Annotated in this window: 19 protein-coding genes; 4 read left to right on the forward strand and 15 right to left on the reverse strand. The window is 66.4% G+C overall.

The window, feature by feature from the left end:
* Positions 1-292 precede the first annotated feature (292 nt).
* Complete coding sequence (locus E1261_RS00715; protein WP_202874228.1) at positions 293-2689, forward strand: DEAD/DEAH box helicase; 2397 nt, start codon at positions 293-295, stop codon at positions 2687-2689.
* A gap of 465 nt (positions 2690-3154) precedes the next feature.
* Here E1261_RS00715 and E1261_RS00720 read toward each other — a convergent pair whose 3' ends face one another.
* The 6 genes from E1261_RS00720 to E1261_RS00745 form a co-directional block, all read right to left on the reverse strand.
* On the reverse strand, positions 3155-4132 hold the full coding sequence (locus tag E1261_RS00720) for a nucleotidyl transferase AbiEii/AbiGii toxin family protein (RefSeq protein WP_132400049.1): 978 nt from the start codon (positions 4130-4132) through the stop codon (positions 3155-3157).
* Positions 4125-4781, reverse strand: coding sequence for a type IV toxin-antitoxin system AbiEi family antitoxin domain-containing protein (locus E1261_RS00725; RefSeq protein ID WP_132400052.1), 657 nt, complete (start codon positions 4779-4781; stop codon positions 4125-4127). Before E1261_RS00725 ends, E1261_RS00720 begins: the two co-directional genes overlap by 8 nt.
* A gap of 427 nt (positions 4782-5208) precedes the next feature.
* Positions 5209-7935, reverse strand: a complete 2727-nt coding sequence (locus tag E1261_RS00730; RefSeq protein WP_132400055.1) for a PKD domain-containing protein — start codon at positions 7933-7935, stop codon at positions 5209-5211.
* Positions 7936-8156: 221 nt separating this feature from the next.
* Positions 8157-8852: a peptidoglycan-binding protein gene (locus E1261_RS00735; RefSeq protein WP_132400058.1), complete on the reverse strand. Its 696-nt coding sequence runs from the start codon at positions 8850-8852 to the stop codon at positions 8157-8159.
* Positions 8853-9038: 186 nt separating this feature from the next.
* Positions 9039-10865 (reverse strand): glycosyl hydrolase family 28-related protein, encoded by a 1827-nt coding sequence (locus tag E1261_RS00740; RefSeq protein ID WP_132400061.1) that lies wholly within the window; start codon positions 10863-10865, stop codon positions 9039-9041.
* Between the two features lie 87 nt (positions 10866-10952).
* Positions 10953-11759, reverse strand: coding sequence for an NAD(P)H-binding protein (locus tag E1261_RS00745; protein ID WP_132400064.1), 807 nt, complete (start codon positions 11757-11759; stop codon positions 10953-10955).
* 91 nt (positions 11760-11850) lie between these two features.
* Here E1261_RS00745 and E1261_RS00750 point away from each other — a divergent pair, with 91 nt between their 5' ends.
* Entirely contained in the window at positions 11851-12228 is a 378-nt protein-coding gene (locus tag E1261_RS00750; protein ID WP_132400067.1) for a winged helix-turn-helix transcriptional regulator, read from the forward strand.
* A gap of 5 nt (positions 12229-12233) precedes the next feature.
* Here E1261_RS00750 and E1261_RS00755 read toward each other — a convergent pair whose 3' ends face one another.
* The 4 genes from E1261_RS00755 to E1261_RS00770 all read right to left on the reverse strand — a co-directional run bounded on the left by E1261_RS00755 (position 12234) and on the right by E1261_RS00770 (position 15415).
* Positions 12234-13082: an alpha/beta fold hydrolase gene (locus E1261_RS00755; protein ID WP_238175932.1), complete on the reverse strand. Its 849-nt coding sequence runs from the start codon at positions 13080-13082 to the stop codon at positions 12234-12236.
* Between the two features lie 87 nt (positions 13083-13169).
* Positions 13170-14189: a glutamine synthetase gene (gene glnII / locus E1261_RS00760; RefSeq protein WP_132400074.1), complete on the reverse strand. Its 1020-nt coding sequence runs from the start codon at positions 14187-14189 to the stop codon at positions 13170-13172.
* A 139-nt stretch (positions 14190-14328) separates the two neighbouring features.
* The gene (locus E1261_RS00765; RefSeq protein WP_132400076.1) at positions 14329-14826 is read right to left on the reverse strand and encodes a hypothetical protein; all 498 of its coding nucleotides are present in this window, start codon (positions 14824-14826) and stop codon (positions 14329-14331) included.
* 1 nt (position 14827) lies between these two features.
* A complete protein-coding gene (locus E1261_RS00770; RefSeq protein WP_132400079.1) occupies positions 14828-15415 on the reverse strand; it encodes a TetR/AcrR family transcriptional regulator in 588 nt (195 codons plus the stop codon).
* Positions 15416-15522: 107 nt separating this feature from the next.
* Between E1261_RS00770 and E1261_RS00775 the strand changes: the two genes are divergently transcribed.
* Positions 15523-16062, forward strand: a complete 540-nt coding sequence (locus E1261_RS00775; protein ID WP_132400082.1) for a hypothetical protein — start codon at positions 15523-15525, stop codon at positions 16060-16062.
* On the opposite strand, the gene E1261_RS00780 is transcribed toward E1261_RS00775, so the two are convergent.
* Positions 16024-16755, reverse strand: a complete 732-nt coding sequence (locus E1261_RS00780) for an Imm52 family immunity protein (RefSeq protein ID WP_132400085.1) — start codon at positions 16753-16755, stop codon at positions 16024-16026. The genes E1261_RS00775 and E1261_RS00780 overlap by 39 nt on opposite strands.
* 365 nt (positions 16756-17120) lie before the next feature.
* The gene (locus E1261_RS00785) at positions 17121-17612 is read right to left on the reverse strand and encodes an NUDIX hydrolase (RefSeq protein ID WP_132400088.1); all 492 of its coding nucleotides are present in this window, start codon (positions 17610-17612) and stop codon (positions 17121-17123) included.
* 105 nt (positions 17613-17717) lie between these two features.
* On the opposite strand from E1261_RS00785, the gene E1261_RS00790 reads away from it, so the two are divergent.
* On the forward strand, positions 17718-18284 hold the full coding sequence (locus E1261_RS00790; protein WP_132400091.1) for a mycothiol transferase: 567 nt from the start codon (positions 17718-17720) through the stop codon (positions 18282-18284).
* Here the strand turns inward: E1261_RS00790 and E1261_RS00795 are convergent.
* The 3 genes from E1261_RS00795 to E1261_RS00805 are packed head-to-tail and all read right to left on the reverse strand — an operon-like array spanning position 18273 to position 21355.
* The gene (locus E1261_RS00795; protein ID WP_132400094.1) at positions 18273-18668 is read right to left on the reverse strand and encodes a hypothetical protein; all 396 of its coding nucleotides are present in this window, start codon (positions 18666-18668) and stop codon (positions 18273-18275) included. The two genes, E1261_RS00790 and E1261_RS00795, sit on opposite strands and share 12 nt — an antisense overlap.
* A 9-nt stretch (positions 18669-18677) precedes the next feature.
* Positions 18678-20498, reverse strand: coding sequence for a heparinase II/III domain-containing protein (locus E1261_RS00800; RefSeq protein WP_132400097.1), 1821 nt, complete (start codon positions 20496-20498; stop codon positions 18678-18680).
* Complete coding sequence (locus E1261_RS00805; protein ID WP_238175928.1) at positions 20498-21355, reverse strand: SGNH/GDSL hydrolase family protein; 858 nt, start codon at positions 21353-21355, stop codon at positions 20498-20500. The genes E1261_RS00800 and E1261_RS00805 overlap by 1 nt, the downstream gene beginning before the upstream one ends.
* Positions 21356-21522 lie beyond the last annotated feature (167 nt).

The following is a 21522-nucleotide window of genomic DNA, read 5'->3' on the forward strand; positions in this document are numbered from 1 at the left end:
CGGTCGGACGAATCCCAGCTATACAAGGCCTTTCGTCGCCGAAGTGCCCCCTGACCTGGGAGTTTACGATTGGCCTCCAGATACTGAGAAGGTCGTCGGTTCGATTCCGACAGGCGGCTCCACGAAAGGCCCTCTGGCCAGGCAATACGCCTGAGTCAGAGGGCCTTCTTCTCGCACGGACCTGCCAGGTACGACAAGAAGTACGGAACGATGGGCAGTGTTCTGCCGGTGTCCGCGACAGGGCTGCCACACGATGCCGCGGGGATTGGCTGCGTCCTGGCAGGATGGCTGCGTGAGTCTCGGTGAGGATCGCGACGGCGCCGGCCTTGACCTGCGTCGTGAGCTGTCCGAGCTCCGGTCCGAGCGAGACCGGCTGCGGGTCGAGAATGTGCGGCTTTCCCGTCTGCTGGAGCTGCGAGGCCAGGACACCACGCCCGCGGACGAGCAACTCGCGGCCCCGATCGGGCCTGGCGGGTTGGTGTCGATGGCAGGTTCGACGCCGCAGCAGAAGCTTGCCCTCTACCTGGACCTGTTCCGTGCCAGGAACGACACGTACGCCAAGCGCTGGGAGGATCCGCGCACGGGAAAGAAGGGGTGGATGCCCGTGGCGGCGGGTGGGTGGCGTAAGGGCATGACTCGTGCGACCGCCCGTCTGCTCCCGCTGACTCCGGATGTTGTCGCGGAACACCTGGGTGCGCGGGCGCGGCAGGATCTGTTCATCGGCCTGTACCCGATGCTTCCGGACAACACCTGCTGGTGGCTGGCTGCCGACTTCGACGGCAAGTCTGCGATGCTCGACGCCCTCGCGTACGTCAAGGCGGCCCGAACTGCAGGCGTCCCTGCTGCGCTGGAGATCTCCCAGTCCGGCGCCGGGGCACACGTGTGGATCTTCTTCACCAAGGCGATTCCTGCACAGACGGCACGCGAGGTCGGGACTGCGCTGATCCACGAGGCCATCCTCCAGCGTGGTGCCATGAGCCTAGGCTCCTACGACCGCCTGTTCCCGAGCCAGGATGTACTGCCCGGCTCTGGCCCAGGCAACCTGATCGCTGCACCCCTCCACGGCAACCGCCGCAAGAATGGGCTCACGCTCTTCCTCGACCCGGCCACGCTGGAACCGTACGAGGACCAGTGGGCGTTCCTCTCGACGCTGGACAGACTCGCCCCGGGTGACGCCGCCCGTATAGCCCGTAAGGCGTCGCGTGCCGCAGTCGGTCGCGACGTCACGACCCTGGCACGGGCCGAGTCCACCAAGGTTCACCCGCCCATGCCGTCGGTTGTGCGCGCCGAGCTCGCCGCCGGTCTGGTCCTGGACGCGACCGAGCTCCCGCCTGCTGCCCTTGCGACCTTCAAGCATGCCGCATCGATGGCGAACCCGAAGTTCTACGAGCTGCAGCGGCTGCGCAAGTCCACCTGGGATACCCCGCGGTTCGTCACCGGCTACGACCTGACCCTGGACGAGAAGCTTGTCCTGCCTCGCGGACTCCGGCACCTGGTCACCGGCATCGTCGAGCGCAGCGGCGCCCGCCTCGACGTCACCGACAACCGGACCGCAGGCAAGGAGATCGACGTCGCGTTGATCGGCGAGCTCACCGACCGGCAGGCAGTGGCAGTCGGCGAGCTGCTCGCGCACGACGATGGCGTCCTGGTCGCCCCGCCAGGATCGGGCAAGACCGTCATGGCGTGCGCGGTCATCGCCGAACGAGCGGTGTCCACACTGATCCTGGTCGACCGCAAGGCCCTCGCCGATCAATGGCGGGCCCGACTGACCGAGTTCCTCGGCCTCAAACCAGGACAGCTCGGCGGCGGACGGAGCAAGCTGACCGGGATCGTCGACGTCGCCATGCTGCCCACGCTGGCTAGGCACGACGACGTCGAGACCCTGACTGCCGGATACGGGCAGATCATCATCGACGAAGCTCACCACGTCGCCGCAGCCGCTTACGACCACTCGGTCAAGAAGATCGCGGCCCGTTACTGGCTCGGTCTCACGGCCACCCCCGACCGTCGCGACGGCCTCGGCGAGTTGCTGCACTGGCAGCTCGGACCGGTCCGGCACACGATGACTGACGAAATTCCTGGGACGCTGGCCGAAGCAGTCGGCCCCATCGCAGGACCGGCACGAGTGTTGCACGTGCACGAGACGACCTTCACCGCAGTAGACATCGATCACGACGCCCCGTCACCCATCGCCGAGGCCCACCGGGCACTCACCATCGACAAAGCCCGCAATGAGCAGATCCTCGACGATGTCCACGGCTGTCTCATTCAGGGGCGCAACTGCCTCGTCCTGACCCGCCGGGTAGCCCACCTCGAAACGCTGACCTCGCTCCTGGCCGGTCGCGGCCACCAACCGCTTGTCCTCCAGGGCGGCATGCGGGCCAAAGAACGGCGTGCAATCGTCGAACGCCTCACAGACGCCAGAGCCGGGGACGGTGTCCTGGTCGTGGGCACCACACCGTTCGTCGGCGAAGGGTTCGACGCACCGGCCCTGGACACCCTGTTCCTCGCGGCGCCGATCTCCTTCGACGGACTTCTGCTCCAGTGTGCTGGGCGAGTCGTCCGCCCCGCGCCCGGCAAGACCGTCGCCGAGGTTCACGACTACCACGACCCGCTCGTCCCGCTGCTGGCAGCCTCGCTGCAGCGACGCATGCCCGGGTACAAGCGGCTGCACTTTGAGCGGGTCTGAATACGGCTCCGCGGCGCCAGTCGTTGCGCACAAACCCATCAGGTCCAGAGCCTCGATCGATGTGCCAGGATCCCAGCCGCGCCGCTCATGGACCTAGATGACGCTGACGCCCGGCGCGACCGGGTTCGCTTTGTCGGTCAGGTCCACCGAGCGTTCTCGGGATCTTCCGCGTTGCCCTGGCCTCGCCGCTGATGAGTGGTCCGCGAAGGCTGCGATTACCGCGACCGCGTCTGCAAAGTTGGTTGGGTATCCGCCGACAGCCGGCCGCAGGGCCTTGGCGTCCTAGCCATGCGGTGTACGAGGGTTGTCGTTGGTGTGGGAGATCGGTGATGCTTGAACCGAGTGGCCGCAAGGTGATCCGGCGGTGCCTTGCTGTGGCTTCGAGCGCGGTTCTCAGACTTGCGCCGTCGAATGTGACGTCGTCGTCGACGTCGGTTGCGGCGATCGCCCTGACGCGATCGCGCGTCACTCTTTTCCAGGTGCCGATCCCGAGTCGGTGCGGGCGGGTGACCAGGTCAGGTACTGCGGGTTCCAGGTTGCGTTGTTCGCGTTCTTCTCGAGTGTGGGGTCGATGAAGGCTGCGACGAGTTCTGCTGCGGTCTTGGCGGTGAAGGATTCGGCTATTGGTACGCCTTTGGCGGTTTTGGGGTATGTCCGGGGCCAATCGGCGGGGATGTCGAAGTGCGCGAACGGTTCGATGTTGCTGAGGTTCTGTTTGGCAGTGATTGCTAGTTGTAGCTCGCGCAGGTCGACTGTCTGGGTGTGCGCCAGTACGACGAGGTCGACTAAGTCTTTGACGCGGCTGCTGTGTTTGCCGCCGGGATAGTTGGTGTCCATGGTCGCGCAGACTTTGTCGGCGATCTGGTCGGCGGCAGGGTAGAGCCGGTAGGGGTGAGTGACCAGTGGTCGGCGCAGGTGGAGCCGGTTGGCCGGCTCGATGACTTCGGGTTGACCGATCGGGGGCGGTCCGACTACGACGTCGACCACGATGGTGTCGATCTGGTTGTCGTGGTCGACGTCGATGCAGGCAAAGACATAGCGCCGGGTCGCTACGCCGGGCTGGTTGTCGCCGAGACCGGTGGGTGTGGAGCGGATGAGTCGGAACGTGAGATGGTCGCCGAGTTCCACGTCGACCAGTTCGGTCAGGGCTCTCTCGGCTTCGGCGAGGTCGGGCGCTTGCTGAGCTGCGAGGTCTACGTCCTTGGTGGTGCGCGAACGGGGCACGCGGGCGAGCATGCTCATCCCGCCCTTGAGTAGCCACTCGGACTGCTCGCCGTGGGCGAAGACGCGAGAGAGGAACCGGTCGAAGCGGGCCTGCCGGATCTTGGCGTCGACAGTGGCAGCACTGACTCCGGGGCCGGCCTGCTGGGCGGCTTTCTTCGCGGCGTCCTTGATCGCCAGCTCCAGCGATCGCCAGTCGGCGTAACTTTCGTTCTCAGCCACGATCCCATCCCTCCGGGCTGACGCCGGCCAGTTCGAACAGGTCGTTTGCCAGAGAGGTGCCGTCAGCTCTGCGCTGTGCTGCGATGGGGGCGAGGTAAGACGCGAATCGGCTGGGTGCCACGAGCTTGTCGGCGCGCACCGCGTCACGGACGGCGCCGGCGACCAGAGACAGGTCTGTGCCGAGCTCGACCAGATCTGCGAGCGTGCGCTCGACGGTCAGGGCGGGGAGTCCGTTGATGGGGATTACTTCGTCACGGGTTAGTTGCCGGATGCGCAGCTGAACGCCGGGAAGCCGGGTTCCTTTACGTGCAGGCACGATGAAGTCGAGGCCGTCGAGGAAGAAGTCGCCGACATCGTGGACGATCGCCGCCGTGATGCCTGCCCCTACGACCGAGGCGACCCCCGTTCTGGTACGGGGTGCGGTCGCTCCACCGAGTGCCAGCCAGGTCGCATAGATCGCCTCGTGATCTTGTGGTGGTGCTCCGGCCATGCGGTACACGCCCTGTGCGATACGCTCGATCGCGCCGGCTGAGGCCATCCGGGAGAGTTGCTTGCGGGAGACACCAGCGTCCTCGGCCTGGGCGGTGGTAACCAGGCCCCACCGGTGTTCCGCGATGGAGCCGAGCCGTACCAGCGTCGAATCAGCCATAGCAACTATTGTGCCCAATTCAGGGGACAAATGTTGTCATCGACTGCGTCTACCTCCGCCAAGTGGCGGTGTTTGCGACCCGCAAAAAGTACGGGCCAAAGTACGGAAGTTAGAGCTCCCGAGTGATCCCTGGCGAACCGACGTGAGCCCGAACCGACCTCATCGAGTGTGCCCTGACCAGGCCGAGCAGGAGCGGAGAGAAACCCCAGGTCACGGGATCCATGACCTGGGGTTCTGCCTGTCCGGGGGCTTGCGGCGGCACTCAGCGGATCGGTTTGCTAACAGCTTTGCTAACAGGGCACCCCAGCGGCCTCCTCCGGGACGTCTTCCTCGTCCTCCGCATCCAGGGTGTTAGCAGGCTCGGGAGTGGAGGCCGGACTGTGCGCTTCGTTGATGGAACGACTCGGGACGGACTCCTGGTTGTGTGTCAGTTGGGCTGGGTGCCCGTTACTGTGACCTCGGCCAGGCTGATCACGCCGGCGGTGGTGGCTGGTGACTGAACCTTGAGGTAGCGGGCGACGGTGTTGGTCGGCAGGGTGGTGACCGGCCCCGGTGTTGGCCCGAGGTTCAGCTTTGTCACCGTGGTGTCGGCCATCAGTTGGGTGTAGGTGCGGCCCGACATGCTGGCGGTGGAGAGGAACACCACCGCGTTGTTCAGCTTGTCGGTCGAGGCGTCGGTCCGGTTGTGCACCGTGACGTTGCTGACCCGGGAACTGGTCAGCAGGTCGACCTGCCACCACGGCTGCGAGCTGGACGCCGTCCGGCTCACCGACCCGCTGGCGAAGACGCCGTTGGTGTTCCCATCAACGGCCCGTACGGCGGTGCCGACGTCGGTCGACGACTGCGTGGCCGGCCGGTTGGTGGACAGGTTCACGGTGCCGGTGGTGCCGCTGACCTGCACTTCGGCCAGGTTCAGGGTGGTGAGGATGCTCGACAGCTGCACCCGAACGTACCGGCCGGTGGCGTTGCCCGCGTTCAGGGTCAGGCTGTTGGTGGTGGACGAGAACGCCGCGAACGTCATCTTCTTCACCGAGTTGTCGGCCTGCAGCGAGGACATCGACCGGCCGGTCATGTCGGTCGAGGAAACGAACACCGTGCCGCTGCCCAACCGGTTCGAGTCGGTCCGGCTCCACAGCGTGACCGTGGAGACGGCCGCCGCGGAACCGAGGTCGACCTGCCACCACGGCTGGGTGGAGAGGTTGGTCTGGGTCACCGAGCCGGCGGAGAAGACGCCGTTGGTGTTGCCGTCCACCGCCCGGGCCGCCACCGCGGTACCGCTGGTGCTCGACTGGGTGGCGGTCTTGCCCCGGGCCAGGTTCGGAGCAGTGACGGTCACCGTGGTGGTTGCCGCCGCGCTGTTGGCCTGGCCGTCCCGCACGACCAGGCTGAAGGTCAGCGTCGCTGGTGTGGCTGGGGCGGTGAAGGTCGGCTTCGCCGTCGTCGTACTGGACAGCGTGACCGCCGGTCCACCGGTCTGGGTCCAGGTGTAGGTGAGTGGGTCGTTGTCGGCGTCGGTGCCGGACCCGTCCAGAGTCGCCGTGGCACCCGTGGTGACCGACTGCGCCGTACCGGCGTTCGCGACCGGTACCTGGTTGACCGGGGTGGTGGTCACCGTGGTGGTCGACGCCGCGCTGTTGGCCTGGCCGTCCCGCACCACCAGGCTGAAGGTCAGCGTGGATGCCGAGGACGGGGCGGTGAAGGTCGGCTTCGCCGTCGTCGTACTGGACAGCGTCACCGCCGGTCCACCGGTCTGCGTCCATGCGTAGGTGAGGGCGTCGCCGTCGGCGTCAGTGCCGGACCCGTTCAGGGTCACGGTCGTACCGCCCACGACCGACTGCGGCGCACCGGCGTTCGCCACCGGGACGCGGTTGCTCGGCTCCGACAACGGCTGCGGGGTGCAGTTGCTCATCGAGACCGTGAAGGGCTCGAGGTCGTTGTTCGTCTCGATCATGGCGCCGTTCTCGGAGCCGCTGAGCGAGATGGTGTGCGTCTCGCCGGCGTACACGAGCGTCTCCCGCCACTCGTCCGTACCGCGCTCCCACTCGATGATCAGGGCCCGGCCGGTGACCACGCGGACGATGCACCCGTCGGCCCAGGCACCCATGTACGGGTAGAGCGGAACGCCCGACTCCGAGTAGACGACGCGCGCGTTGTAGCCAGAGCGGCCGTTGCCCTGGTACGCCGTGCCGACCGGCCAGGTGATGACGCCGCCGTACCAGTCATCGGAAGCCTCGCCGGTTCCGGCGTAGCGCCAGCGGGCGCTGACCCAGGAGACCGGGTCGCAGGTGGTGGGGTCGGTACAAGCGGGCGGCGGCGGCGGGCCCGGGTCGCCGGGCACGATCGCGTACTCGAACGGCGAACCGCTCTGCACGCTGACGATGCTGCTGCTGTTCAGGGCGCTCGACACGGTGTAGCTCTCGCCGGCCGATAGCGCGGCCAGCGACGAGTGCGGGCCGTCAACTGGGCCTGCGTAGACCGAGGCGCTGCCGGATGTGACGGTGATCTTCCAGCCGGCCACCTTGGACACCGGGGCGTACACGTCGTGGGAGACGGTATAGCCGTAGCGGGTCCGGATCGGCTCGGCCTCGGCCGGCCAGACTGCCGTGTTGCTGGTGTCCGACGGGCCCCACGGGCACGGGCTGCTGGTGCAGGTCCAGGTGGCCAGCACCGAGCCGTCACCGGAGTCCGGCAGCGAGTCGGTCGGGGTGCCGGGGGTGATCGTGTACTCGAACGGCGAACCGTCCTGCACGCTGACGATGTTGCTGCTCTGGGTGCTGGGCAGGGTGTAGCTGTCGCCGGCCGACAGTGCGGCAAGCGACCAGTGCGAGTCGTCGGCCGGGCCGGCGTAAACCGTGGCGCTGCCGGAGGTGACGGTGATCTTCCAGCCCGCCACCTTTGACATCGGGGCGTAGACGTCGTGGGAGAGGGTGTAGCCGTAGCGGGTCCGGATCGGCTCGGCTTCGGCCGGCCAGACTGCCGTGTTGCTGGTGTCCGACGGGCCCCACGGGCACGGGCTGCTGGTACAGGACCACGTCGCCACGACGGAGGACGCAGGATCCCCCTCGGCTGCCCGCGCGGGCAAGGCGGTTAGGCCTAGCACCATCACGACCGCAGTAGTCAGAACGAAAAATGCGGTCGCTAAACGTTTCTGCATGCCGGCCCCCCGGATTGTGACTCCCCTTGCGGCAAACCGTAGCCCCAAGTCGCTCGCTGTCAACCGAAACAGAAGCAGAAAGATGCAACCACGAACCATTTGTTATGGACTGCATCACGCTACGGAGGACCTCCATTACTCGTTGATGAGAATTGGGGAGAACCCCAGGTCACGGGAGCCTGACCTGGGGTTCTGTCTGTCGGGGGTGGCGAAGGTGCGGGTCAGGCGTTGGCGCAGGTCCAGGGTTGCCAGCCGCGGGCCCGGTACAGGGCATAGGCGGCGCGGATGTTTTCGGTGGCGTTCAGGGCGTTCTGGATCTTGATCAGGGTGGTGCTTCCGGGGAGGTACTCCTGCAGGGTTCCGCCGGTGTTGAACTGGAACACGCCGATGTCCTTGGTGCCGTTCGTGTTGAGGCCGACGGCGATCGGGTTGATGCCGGATTCGCACCGGGCGACCCTGATCGCCTTGTTCTCGATCGAGTCCGGGAAGACGGCGCGAATCTGGGCCTCCACTGTTGGGTCGCAGCCGACGGACAGGTTCACGTCCGGGTCCGCGAGCTTCGCTCTGGTTGCCGGGCCGACGATGCCGTCCATGGCCAGCCGGTTGCGACCCTGGAAGGCGAACACCCGCATCCTCGTGACGAGCCCGAACAAGCCGTCGTCGACGAGGCGGTTGCCGCAGTTGAGGCCCATCTCGTTGAGTCGCTGCTGTAACCGCTCGACGCAGCCGCCCGAGTCGCCGTACCTCAGATCAGTGGTGCACAAGGTCACTGCGCTCGGCCCGGTCTCGGTGGCGGCAGCCAGTCCTGGACTGAGGACCAGAGAGCCGACCGCCACGAACGCCGCGCTCAGCAACGCTGCTGTCCGGGCCCGGAACCGGTTGCCCCTGGCATGCGACAACCTCTTCGTACTCAACATGGTTTCCCCAATCGTTAGGGCGGCGTTCGCCGGGGCCTCGAGATTAGGGATTCCCGCTGGCGCCGTGCTGTCCGTAGTCGGCCCGTACCTGTCCGGGGAGGTTCCGATCTGCAACGCACGCTGCTCGCGCGGATCCGGCAGCGTGCTCGTCGGCGACCACGACGCGCGAACCGAGAGCTTCGCTGATCAGCAGGTGGGTTGCCAGGAGTTGCAGGTGAGGGTGGTTTTGAAGGTGGTGGCTGAGTCGTTCTGGTAGGGGACCTGGCCGGTGAGCAGGTTCTGGACTGTGGTGCTGGTGAAAGTGCCTGTGCCGGTAACTCCCGATCTGATCAGGATTCCCTGCTTGGCCGGGCGGTCGATGGTGTTGCTGGTCAGGGTGACGTTGTTGCGGGTGAGATCGACGTACAGGCCGGCTCGGAGGGAGCCGCGGATGACGTTGTTGCTCAGCGTTGCGGTCGTGAAGGCCGTCGGGAACAGGGAGGTTGGTGACGGGGAGGCGATGCGCACGCCGTACCGGGTGCCGTTCCAGCCACCGCCGCCGATGAGCAGGTTGCCGCTGACGGTTGCCGACTCCAACGGGTGGCCGGTGTCCCCGAAGACGGAGACGTCCAGGGCGTTGTTCGAGGCGACGCTGTTGACGAGGTTGTCCTTCACCTCGATGTTCCGGCCGCCGGCGATCCGGATGCCGTTCGCCCACCAGGGGGCGATGGCGGTGTTGTTCAGGATCTTCGTACCGACCAGCTGGCCGTTGGTACCGGCCGCGCCGGCGTCGGAGTACGTCGCGAACGAGTCGTCGCCGGTGCCCCGGGCGAAGTTGTTCCGGATGGTGATGTTGTAGCCGAGCTTGTCCGGATGTGCGGTGTTGCCGTTGTTCGCGTTGAAGCCGTCACCGTAGCTGTCTGCGGTACGGCTGTTCTGAATCGTGCCGTTGCTGCCGGACAGCCAGTTGGCGTCGATGTGCCGGGTCCAGATCCGGTCGATCTGCCAACCGCCGGCGCCGCTGGCGTTGACTCCGTAATCGGACCCGCCGGCTCCGCCGATTCCCCGCCAGATGGCATTTGCATCGATCTGGAGGTCCGACAAGTTCGTGCCCGAGCCCACGAGGATCTGGGACCGCCACTGCGCCGGGAGGGGAACCCTGCGGTAGATGGTGGTGTGCCACATCCCCGCGCCCTTCACCGTCACGCCGGTGAGGTTCAGCGGGGTGGACGCGGCGCTGTTCGTCAGGTACTTGCCGCGCGGGATCCACACCGACTTGCCCTGCGTCCGGGCGGCATTCACGGTGTTCTGGATGGCGACCGTCGAATCGTTCCCGAAGTTGGGATCAGCGCCGTAGCTGACGACCGACAGTGAGTTCGCCGGCTGGGCCAGTGGGGCACCGACGTTCTCCAGGTCGACGGAATCGACGTCGTACACCGCTGCTGTGTTGGCGGCGTCCTTCTGGAGCTTGATGGTGCTGCCGGGGGCGATCGGAGCGCCGGTGACCCAGACGGGGAACTCGTTGTAGAAGCGGTACGGCATTCCACCGGCGTGGGGGTCGTCCGGATTCGTGGTCGCGTTGCGATAGTTCCAGGCCTGGGCGGAGCTCAAGGTGAGCGCCTGCCGGAACGCGCCATCGACGTACAGGTTGAGGGTCGCGGTGATGCCGCCGCCGGCCGGTGCGTCCGGGATCGACGCGCGGACCACGAGCGTGTTGGCGGTCTTGCCTGTGGCGTTCGTGATCGTCACCGAATCACCGGTGTTCTTCAGTTCGACGAGTGCGTAACCCGATGCTTCCAGCTCCAGGGTGGCCACGGTGGGGACGGCCGCTCCCGGGCTGATGGAGCGTTTGCGGGCGGCGCCGCCAAGGGTTCCGGCTTCGGCTTCCACCACGACGAACGGTGTTGCGGCACCAGCTGTGACGGCTGCTGTGGCACCAGCCGCCGGGCGGGCTTCGGTGCCGAGAGCCAGTGAGATGCCGCCGGCAGCAAGCAGAGTCAGGCAGCAGAGTCCGGACAGTGTCCTTCGGTTCATGAGTGTCAACCTCTTGGGGGCGGTCGGGTGACAGGGGCGGAGGACTGAACAATAGCTTGCCTGGGTTAAGAAAGTCCGGGATCCGTGCTAGCTGAAGGCCGGTGCGTTGCGGGTGGCCCAATCGGTGAAGGTGCGGGCGGGGCGACCTAGTAGGCGTTCGATGTCGAGGGTTGGGGTTTGTTCTTCGGGCGTGGGGGTGCCGAGGACGCCGAGGGTGGCTTCTACGACGGGGGCCGGCATGTAAGTGAGCATTCGGATTTCGGCTTCCTGGGGTGTCAGTTCGACGAACTGCACGGGCTCGCCGACGGCGTCCGCGATGGCGGCGGCCATCAGCCTCGGGCCGATCGGCTGAGGGCCGGTCAGGGTGTAGATGTTGCTGCTGTGGTTGGGGTCTCGGAGAGCCAGTGCCGCGACGTCCGCGATGTCGGCTGGGTCGACGGCCGGGAGCAGGACATCGCCGTACGGCGCCTCCAGCACGCGGCGGGTTCGTATCGACTCGGCCCATTGGAAGGCGTTCGAGTTGAAGTTGCCGGGTCGCAGGATCGTCCAATCCAGGCCAGATCCAGTGAGGGCGTCCTCCAGGATCGACGGGTGGCGCCCGGTGCCCACGCCTTGCGAGGACAGCAGTACGACGCGCTGTACGCCGGCCGCCCGTACGACGTCCACGACGGCACCGAAATCGCCGTCGGCGAGGAAGTCGGGCGGGGTCATCAGGAAGGCCGCCTCTGCTCCCTCTAGTGCGGGCTTCAGGCTTTCCGGCCGGGACATGTCGGCGGCGAACGACTGCGGCCCCGCCGCTCGTCGGGACACTGCCGTCACCTGCTCGCCGGCCGCTGCCAGCGACTCGATGAGAGGTCGTCCGACGTTCCCCGTTGCACCAGTTACCACGATCATTGTGCGCTCCTCGTTTGCTTGACTGGTGAGGACGCTACTGGTGCTGAGATAGTAGGTACCTAGAGGAAAGTACTGGCGAAATGGGGTTGATGTGATCGACAGCACAGATCCGGTGCAGGCCTGTCCGATCGCGCCGGTGATCGACGTGGTGTTCAGTCGATGGACCACGCCGATCCTGTGGACACTCAACGAGTTCGGCAAGCATCGCTTCGTCGAGCTCGAGCGGCGGATCGGCGTGATCACGGCGAAGGTGCTGACGCAGCGGCTGCGTCAACTGGAGCGGGACGGGTTGGTGGTCCGGACGTACTACCCGGAGGTGCCGCCGCGCGTCGAGTACGAGATCAGCGACCTCGGCCGGAGTCTTGCGCCGCTGTTCCAGTCACTGGCCGAGTGGTCGCCCAATCTGGACAAGGTCGCGGAAGCTCGCGAGCACTATGACACCCACGAGCCGGCCCATCGCCGGCCCTGAACGGTTCAGGTGACGCGGTCGAGGAAGTCTCGGACCAGCGGGACAACTTGGTCGAGGTGGCTCTCCAAAAGCCAGTGACCGCCGCCATCCAGTAGGTGTAGCTCGGCTTTGGGTAGGTCGGCCAGGTAGGCGCGTGCTGACTCAGCCGGCATGTAGCCGTCTTCCGGACCCCAGACGATGAGGGTCGGTGGCTGGTGCTCGCGGAGATAGGCCTGGTACTCCGGGTAGCGGCCGACGCTCGACAGGATCTCCAGGAAGAAGCCGACCATGATGTCCTGGTGCGGTTCCATCAGCGGCCACGACAGTTGCCACAGGTCGGGGCTGATCCGCTCGGCCGTTTCCGGCGGGACCTCGCCGAGTACCTCTTCACGCAGGCCCTCGGCGCTGACCGCCTTCGCCAGTTCGGTACGGCGTTCGTCGGTCGGCTCGGCCCAGTATTCCTTCAGGGGCTCGTATTTCGGGCCGAGTGTTTCCTCGTAGGCATCGCCGTTCTGAATGATCAACGCCGTGATCCGGTCCGGATCCTTCAGCGCCAACTGGAAGCCGACCTGCGAGCCGTAGTCGAACAGGTACAGGGCGAACCGGTCCACGTTCAGCTCGGCCAGGAAGGCATGCAGCAGCGACGCATAGCCGGGGAAGCTGTAGTCGAAGTCGTCCGGGGCTTCGCTGTACCCGAAGCCGGGGAAGTCCGGCGCGATCACGCGCCAGCGATCCGCGAGAGCGGGCATCAAAGCCCGGTACTGGAACGACGATGACGGATACCCGTGCGGCAGCAACAGCACGGGTGCATCCGGGGGTCCGGCTTCCCGGTAGAAGACACGGACCCCGTCGATCTCAACAGTTCGGTACGCCACAGTCGGCAAGGGCTACTCCCTTCCTCACCCCTGCGGCGTACCCAATATCTCTGTTCTTGAACGGAGTGCTTCGCCGTACGGCGAAGGTCAGACCTGGCCGGCCTTTTCGAGCGCTGCGCAGCAGGTGTTCACCAGCAGGCGGGTGACCGTGTAGGGGTCGATGTTGGCGTTGGGGCGCCGGTCCTCGATGTAGCCCTTCTTGTCGACCTCGACCTGCCACGGGATGCGGACCGAGGCGCCGCGGTCGGAAACGCCGTAGCTGTAGACGTCGTGCGGGGCGGTCTCGTGGGCACCGGTCAGGCGCTCCTCGATGCCGTGGCCGTAGCCGGCGATGTGCTCGTCGACCTTGCCCGGCGCGCCGAGGGACTCGCAGGCGGTGACGATTGCGTCGTACCCCTCACGCATCGCCTTGGTGGAGAAGTTGGTGTGCGCACCGGCGCCGTTCCAGTCACCCTTGGCCGGCTTGGCGTCCAAGGTCGCGGCGACGTCGAACTCCTCGGCGATGCGGTAGAGCAGCCAGCGCGCGATCCACAGGTGGTCGGCGACGTCGACCGGACCGGCCGGGCCGATCTGGAACTCCCACTGACCGGGCATGACCTCGGCGTTGATTCCGGAGATCGCCAGGCCGGCCTCGATGCAGGCGTCCAGGTGCTTCTCGACGATCTCGCGGCCGAAGACCTCGTCAGCGCCGACGCCGCAGTAGTACGGGCCCTGCGGAGCGGGGAAACCGACGGCCGGGAAGCCGAGCGGACGGCCCTCCTGGAAGAAGGTGTACTCCTGCTCGATACCGAACCAGGAATCCTGGTCGGCGTACTGGGCAGCGATCGGCAGCAGCGGGGCGCGGTGGTTGGACGGGTGCGGAGTGCCGTCGACGAGGTAGACCTCGCACAGCACCAGCTTGTGGTCGCCGCCGCGGATCGGGTCGGGGCAGGAGAAGACGGGCTTGAGCACACAGTCCGAGTTGTCACCGGGTGCCTGGTTGGTGCTCGAACCGTCGAATCCCCAGTCCGGCAGCTCGGCGCCGTCAGCAAGAATCTTGGTCTTGGAGCGGAGCCGCGCACTCGGCTCGGTACCGTCGATCCAGATGTACTCGGCCTTGTAACTCAACCCACTGTCCCTTCGTCGCGGCCGTCCCCTCAGGTGTTCCTGAACGTGCCACCCTAGACAGTGTCAACGACCTGTTTCGGAGCTGTTGCTCGCATGTGAACGCCGTGTGAACCGGCGAGTCGGGCGGGATGGTCTGCGTTCAGCGCGGGGTGATGGTTTCAGGGTCGCCCTGATCGGGGTGCCAGGACATCTCGAGGTCGTCGGCAACGATCAGCCAGCGGGCCGTGGCGTGCATGAAGTGCCACTCGACCTCGTGGACGAGCTGACCGTCCTCGTCGAGGCGCAGTTCGTCGTACCGCCAGTCCGCGTGACCGCTCCCGGTCCCGAATCCGTCGAGCTTGTAGGAGTGGACGGAGGGGTAGCGCAGTCGGATGTAACCGTCGTCGTAGGCGCCGCGGAGTGTTACTTCCAGCGAGACGTCTCGGTTGTGCCAGCTCGTGTCTCTTGGTCGCTCCGTGATCGACATGCTTTCCAGACGGCTGTCGTGCGGGCCGCGGGGGTCGTAGGACGCGTAGTACCAGTCGGTGCGTGCGAGGTGGAGTGCGCCGGCGGGGAAGCGCTCGGCGTTCTGCTCGACGTACGAGTGGTAGGCGGCGAACACCTCGGGGGTGCGGCCTTCGGCATTGAGGAGGTACATGTCAGCCGATCGCGGTTCGGTAGGTGAGGAGGCCTTCTACGCCTTGGAGGAAGGTTTGGCTGACTTGGGCCGGGTTCGTGAGGCAGCCGGCGGCCATGGCTCCGTCGCGCATCATGACGTAATGGCGGGCGGGGCGTTCGGGGTGTGCGTCGCCGAACTGGGCGAAGAGGCTGGTGATGGTGTCGGCGAACCAGTCGCGGTGGGCGAGGACCGCCTTGTGGACGGGGTGCTCGGCGTCGGGATACTCGGCGGCGGCGTTCAGGAAGGCGCAACCGCGGAAGTGACCTGAGGTGATCCCGTCGGTGATCGACTGCGCGATGGTTCGCAGTACGTCGGCCGCCGGCTGACCGCTGCTGACGGCCGCGTCGACCTGGTTGAGTTCTAGTTCGTGGACGGCCTGGAGGTAGGCGACGACCAGTTCTTCCTTGCTGGCGAAATGGCGGTAGAGGGTCGCCCGGGTCACCTTGGCCTCGGCGACGATCCGGTCGATGCCGACGGCGTGGATGCCCTCCGTGTAGAAGATGCGCGTCGCGGTCTCGAGGAGTCGCGAGCGCGCCTCGGACACCCGGCCCCTTGAAGTCTGCACCATTCGTCCGAGCGTAGCAGGTAGAACGTTCTGTCTTGACAGGTTCGAAGTGGTGTTGCCATGCTGGGGACGAGATAGAACGTTCGGTCTACTTCTGTGAAGGGCTCACCGTGACCACCATCGCCGCCACCGACCTCGCCACCAGCCTGCGCCGGCTGTACTTCGTCCGGTTCGCCTTCGCGATCGTCTGGGCGCTGCTGATGTTCGCCACCCAGTCGCGCCTCGGCCCGGCCGGGATCGCGCTGCTCGTGCTTTACCCCCTGTTCGACGTCGGCGCCGCAGTCGTCGATTCCCGTTCCTCCGGCAATTCCCGCGGGCTCTCGGTGAACATCGCGATCAGCTCACTGGCCGCGATCGGCCTGGCCTTCGGTGCAGCGTCCGGCGTACCGGCGGTTTTGCGTGTCTGGGGTGCTTGGGCCGTGATCTCCGGCCTTGTCCAGTTGTTCGTCGCCCTCGGCCGCCGCAAGCTCGGCGGTCAGTGGCCGATGATCCTCAGCGGCGGACTCTCGGTGCTGGCCGGCGGCTCGTTCATCGTCAGCGCCGCGGCCACCGACCCGACCCTCACCAACATCGCCGGGTACGCCGTACTCGGCGGCATCTTCTTCCTCGTCTCAGCCCTCCGCCTCGGCCGAGCCGCCAAGGTGCGCTGAGAGCTTGCTGCCAGAAGTCGGCGTCGCCGCGAAGGCCGCGCTGGACTTGAGATCCCTCGCGAACGCGCCGACCTCGTCCTCGGACAGGAAGCCATCGCCCGCGCCGGAGCCGATGACGACACCACCGTTCTCGAGCTCGCGTAGGTGTCGACCCGAACCGCCTGGCATGACCTGCGCACGCCCCTCAGAGAGATAGGTCAGGTACCCGACCTTCGGCCCTGGCGTTCCACGAGGCTGCACCTCGGACATCGCGTCCATGAGCGACCTCGACGTCACGGCGGCCCAGTCCGGATCCCAAGCAGCGACAAGGCGGCGCAGGACCGGGCCTGCGAGGGCCCTCAGTTCGGCTCCAGGCCACCGCACCAAGAACGTGTTGTGCAGTTTCGGGGAATCGGAATATCCCCCAACACTCATCGAGATCCGGAGCTTTCCGACTCTTGTGCCGTGCGCTTCGTACACCTGATTGATCCCGAGGTGCGGGGCGTCGGTGTTGTCGCGGAAAGCGTCGGAAATCACCTGCAGAGCGTTCACCGGCTCAGCAAGCAACTTCCCCGGAAGATGGTGGGACGACCACGGAAGCGACTCCCCGACCACCTCGTCCAGGTCTGCCAGGAATGCCACCAGCTTGTCGGCGATCACCTCCGGCGACTCCCGCCGCGGCCCCCAGAATCCCCGTGCAATCAGGTCGTCCACGTTCGCTCCCTCGTCATCCCGCCCAAGTCTGCCATCGCTGCGGCCCACCCGGACCCGCGCAAGAACCAACCGGGAGTGAAGGAAAGGAAAGAGGAAAGGTGAGGGAAAGAGGAGAACAATATAGTGGATTTAGGTGGTGACTGGGCTCCGGCGCTATCAGCTGGACGAGCGGAGTTGGGCGATGTCGTCTCTGAGTTCGTCGGCGCAGACGGCGATCTTGGCGCGCCTTCCCTGAACGGCTTGCCCATCGGGATGACCGTCGGGAGGATCTCGGCAGTTAGCGTCGGCTGGCCGGTTCCCCTCACCGTGATCCGAGGTCCGTCGTACGGCCGCTGATTGCACGAACTGTCATTCCGGCTGATCAGTCACGGCGTTGGCGGTAGGTGGAGTGGTGCTGTGGTCCAGGACCAGGTGTTGTTGGTGCAGGTGAAGGTCCAGTGGAGGGCCTGGCCGGTTTCCAGGTAGGCGACTGCTGGTACGGCGAGGGGTGGATAGGGGAGGTTGGTGAGCAGGGCGGCGGCTTCGGTGGGTGGGAACCAGCGGGCCTCGAGGACTGAGGCATCGGGGTCGGCTATGGCGAAGGTGTCGTCTTCTACCGTGGTGGCGTAGTTCCAGGAGTTTGAGGTGATTTCGCCAACTGTGACGGTGGTTCGCCAGATGAGTTGCAGCGAGGGGGCTTTGAGACCGGTCTCCTCGGCCAGTTCGCGGGCTGAGCCGGCTTCCGGGGTCTCGCCGGTTTCGACGCTTCCGCTGGGAAGACTCCAGTACGGCGCGTCCCACGTCTCGTACTGTTCGCGCACCAGCGCGACCCGGCCGTCGTACGAGGCCATCACTCCGACATAGCGTCGCTCTGTCATGGCTACACCCTGTCGTGGCGGGCAAAGATCCGGAACCCCACATTGCAGGTAGTTGCAGATCGATTCCGGAAGAGAAGCGTCCGGTATCGGCTTTACGGTTCTGGCATGAGCGAAACATGGTGGGAACCGCCGTTGGCGGGGAGTGAGGTTGAGCAGCTGCTGGGAGCGTTGGAGCGGTTGCGGACGACGTTCCGGTGGAAGGTTGACGGGCTGGACGCAGCTGGGCTGCAGGTGCGGATCGGGGCGTCGAGTGTGACGTTGGGCGGGTTGCTGAAGCACCTGGCGGCCAACGAGGACTACATGTTCAACGTGAAGCTGCGCGGGTTGCCGATCGGCGAGCCGTGGACTGGCAACGGGTGGCGGGACGACAACGACTGGGAGTTCAGCTCCGCTGTCGATGACTCGCCGGAGGAGCTGTACGCGTTGTGGGACGGCGCTGTGGAGCGTTCGCGGGAGCGGGTAGCTGCGGCGTTGGCTGAGGGCGGTCTGGACCTGCCTGCGCACATCAGTTGGCCGGACGGGCGGCATCCGAGCCTGCGACGGTTGCTGTGCGATCTGGTCGAGGAGTACGGCCGTCACACCGGGCATGCGGATCTGATCCGGGAGGCGGTGGACGGACGAGTCGGTGAGGACCCGCCTGCTGGCTGGCGGCCGACGGTGTCAGTTCAGTAGCTGCAGAGCCTCGTCGTACTGGGCGCGATCGAAAACGAACGGGCCGAAGCCGCTGTAGTCCCAGTCCGGCCGGTGCGGCTGGCGGAAGCTGTCCCACGTGACGGTGTCGGCGTCCGCGTGGATCTGCGCCTGCAGCGGCCAGCAGCCCATGTCACCGCAATTACAACCGAGCAGCGCGTACGGCGTGCTGGGCTCACCGACCAGGTACCCGCGGATACTGCTGAAGTTGTCGAGCACCAGACCGGCGTACCCACCAGCAGGATCGAGCCCCTCGCCGCGCTCGTACCGCGTGATCAGCTCGACCAGACTGACGCCGTTCACAAGCGGAACGAACTCACTGCCGCCGTCCTCCCACGGCCGAAGCTCGAACCCCACCTGTCGCATGACGCCAGCCTACGCACGGCTCAACGTTCCGTCTGCTGCAATAACGACCGTCGCTCTCGCTGCGCCGACCTGTAGGTGGATGAGCGTCTGGCCGGACCGCTGGCTTGTGGTGTAGCTGACGGCCGCACTGGCCTGCGCTGGCACGATGACCGACAGGATCGACGCAGTCCGTCCCGATCGCTCGAACCTGATGACCGGTGACGTACTGCGCTGGTCGATCGTCCGGTAGTGCCAGCTCGACGCTATCCGGGCCGGTGTGGTCGGTTCGTCGTACGGGACTTGCAGCAGGACTGTTTTGACCGTGTCACCAGGCCGCTGCGCCACCACCGAGCCAGCGCCGTACGGCGTGACCTTCTGACCAGCAGGCAAGTGCCACAGCGTCTCGTACGAACGCCGTACCGCAGAGGCCCCGCGGTCGAGCACCACCATCAGGTCCGGATCCTTCAGCACCAGTACGCCGCGCGTCCGTCCCACATCACGCAGTTCGTAGAACTCAGACGACTCCTGCACGTCCGAGCGAGTCAAGCGAGTCTCCGACGCTCCAACCCCCGACACAGTCATCACATTGTGCGCGGACTGTCCCCTGGCCCACCGCTGCCACGCATCACCCTTGTAGCCGGCATGCCCTCCGTCGACCAGCACCTCCCGACCCAACGACGTGTACGTGAGCGACATGTGGTCGTCATGCCCATGCAGCCGACGCACCGGCCCAAAGCGGATGCTGTACGTCGACTCCTGGGCGAACGGCCGCTGCGTACCCCACCCGGTCCGCCCGAACACGTACCCGGCCGCAAAGACCCCGACCCGCTGGGCAGGCGGAGTACCACGCTTCCCCAACGTACCGACGTACTCGAGTGGTGTGCCAGCGACCGGTACCGTCCGCACTACCTCAGAGTCGCCGAGCTGATGCAGTTCCCCGAGTGAGTTGGTCGCCAGCGCCAGCCAGTTCGCCTGCTGCTGCCGTCGCGCTCTGATCGTCGGACTGGCGTCGACACCACATTTCCCCAGTACGTCGATCGCCCGTCCCCAGAGCGAGTAGTTGTACTGCGCATAAGCGGTCGACTGCTCATTCGTTGACCCCTGCGGATCGATCGCGGTCTTGATCCCACGAGCGAGTCGGTCAGCCGCAGTCCGCTTCAGATCGGTACGTCCCAGAGTGCAACCGACTCCGAACAGCGCGAGGCTCTCTTCGGTGCCATGGTTCCAGTCACCGCTCCAGTGCCGCTGCAGGTACTGCGCATGCTGCAGCAAAGCGGTGTCGATCCACTTGTACGCCGGGGGCAGCCGCGTGACCTGCAGTCCCGACAACACGGCCTGTCGCAAGCAGATGAGCACGTTCGTCCGGTGCATGGTCGATTCCGTAGCACCTGCGTCGTCCTGCCACGGGTAGCGGTTGTCACGCACCCAGTCGCGCGAAATCGCGTCAACGCGTTGCAGCGCACGCAGGTCGCCCTTACCGGCCGCCCGAATCCCCTGGCCGAGCCAGCGCAGTGAATGCAGCCACATGTACCAGCTGGGGTTGTGAGCCGGATTGGACCGCCAGTTCACGTCACCGCGTCCGTCACCGACCTGGTACGGCGGTGTGGTGCCCCAGGCGAAAGTGTCGCGGTACAGGTTCCGCACTGGGTTCGGCCGTTCGATGCCGGAGTACGACGCACAGGTGTAGGTGTTGGGGTCAGTAGCTGCGACCGGAGTCGTCTGCGGGAGCTCCGCTTGCACAGGCTTGGCGGACGGCTCCGGGGCGCGGTCCGGAACCGCCACCGAGCCGATCACCACCGCAGCAGCTACGACCAGAGCCGCATGACGCGAGCGTGGGGCGGCTCTGGACACTACTCCGCGCTTCCCAGGGCCTGCGCGATCAGCGCGTTCCGGGCCCGCTGCCCGGTGGGCTGCGTGGTGTGGATGCCGTCGCGCAGGTACTTCGTGACCTGCCCACTCCGCGCACTGAGGAACTCCGACCACCGCACCACGCGCAGATTCGGGTGCCGTGCGGCCGCCTGGTCCAGCGCCTTGTTGATCAACGCACTGTTGGCCCGATCGGCCGACTGCACAGCCGTCGAGAGGCCCCACCGGTTGGCATGCACGTTCACCCAGTACACCGTCCGCTTCGGGCCGGCGATCTTCATCGCCTGCTCGACCTCGGTCGCGAACGCCGCCGGCGCGAAGATGTCGTTGGTCCCGACCGCCATCACGATCCGGTCCGGCAGCCCGTACTTCCGCGACCAGTCCGCGAGCGCATCCACCCCCGCCGACGCCGGCTGCCCCGACCAGTCGTGCACGGCGACCGGCGTACCGGTCTGTGCCGCGACCAGCTGCTCCAGCGCAGGCCCGTCCTGTACGGCGATGCTGTCGCCGAACATGAACACCCCGTCACCGCGAACCGTCGCCCGGATCTTCGCGACGCTGGAGATCCGCCGGCTCAGGTTCTCCCATGGTCCGAGCCGCCCCGAACTGGAGCGCCGGGACACCGTCGGCCGCGGCGCCGGCGGCGCAGTAGTAGTCGTCTTCGGTGTGGCGCTCGGCTTCGGCTTCTTCGGCAGAGGCGTCGGCGTCCGGTCATCCGCCCCAGAGGCTCCAGCAGCCGCGACATTGACCAGCGGCTGCTCCACCTCGGACGCGGCCTGGCCCACGGCGACCGCCGTACCGCCCACCAGCGCTACCGCCGTCAGCGCTCCACTGAGCGCCATCCAACGGCCGGTAATGAGCCTCCACGGACCGACGAAGAACTCGCGGCCCGCATTCCGACGACTCAACCCGCCCTCCACAGCTCAAGCTTCCGACCGCCCTAACTTACCCCGCCAGGGCGATCACCAGACCGGGGCGGCGGGGCGGGGAAGGAGTCAATACAGCTCCG

This window comes from Kribbella albertanoniae, assembly GCF_004348455.1.
Lineage (GTDB): Bacteria > Actinomycetota > Actinomycetes > Propionibacteriales > Kribbellaceae > Kribbella > Kribbella albertanoniae.

Coding starts and splice junctions, on each gene's coding strand:
- E1261_RS00770 (WP_132400079.1), bottom strand. CDS start 15,415: ATGGTGCAGACTTCAAGGGGCCGGGTGTCCGAGGCGCGCTCGCGACTC.
- E1261_RS00740 (WP_132400061.1), bottom strand. CDS start 10,865: ATGAACCGAAGGACACTGTCCGGACTCTGCTGCCTGACTCTGCTTGCT.
- E1261_RS00785 (WP_132400088.1), bottom strand. CDS start 17,612: ATGACAGAGCGACGCTATGTCGGAGTGATGGCCTCGTACGACGGCCGG.
- E1261_RS00730 (WP_132400055.1), bottom strand. CDS start 7,935: ATGCAGAAACGTTTAGCGACCGCATTTTTCGTTCTGACTACTGCGGTC.
- E1261_RS00725 (WP_132400052.1), bottom strand. CDS start 4,781: ATGGCTGATTCGACGCTGGTACGGCTCGGCTCCATCGCGGAACACCGG.
- E1261_RS00735 (WP_132400058.1), bottom strand. CDS start 8,852: ATGTTGAGTACGAAGAGGTTGTCGCATGCCAGGGGCAACCGGTTCCGG.
- E1261_RS00805 (WP_238175928.1), bottom strand. CDS start 21,355: ATGGCGCTCAGTGGAGCGCTGACGGCGGTAGCGCTGGTGGGCGGTACG.
- E1261_RS00745 (WP_132400064.1), bottom strand. CDS start 11,759: ATGATCGTGGTAACTGGTGCAACGGGGAACGTCGGACGACCTCTCATC.
- E1261_RS00790 (WP_132400091.1), top strand. CDS start 17,718: ATGAGCGAAACATGGTGGGAACCGCCGTTGGCGGGGAGTGAGGTTGAG.
- E1261_RS00765 (WP_132400076.1), bottom strand. CDS start 14,826: ATGTACCTCCTCAATGCCGAAGGCCGCACCCCCGAGGTGTTCGCCGCC.
- E1261_RS00795 (WP_132400094.1), bottom strand. CDS start 18,668: ATGCGACAGGTGGGGTTCGAGCTTCGGCCGTGGGAGGACGGCGGCAGT.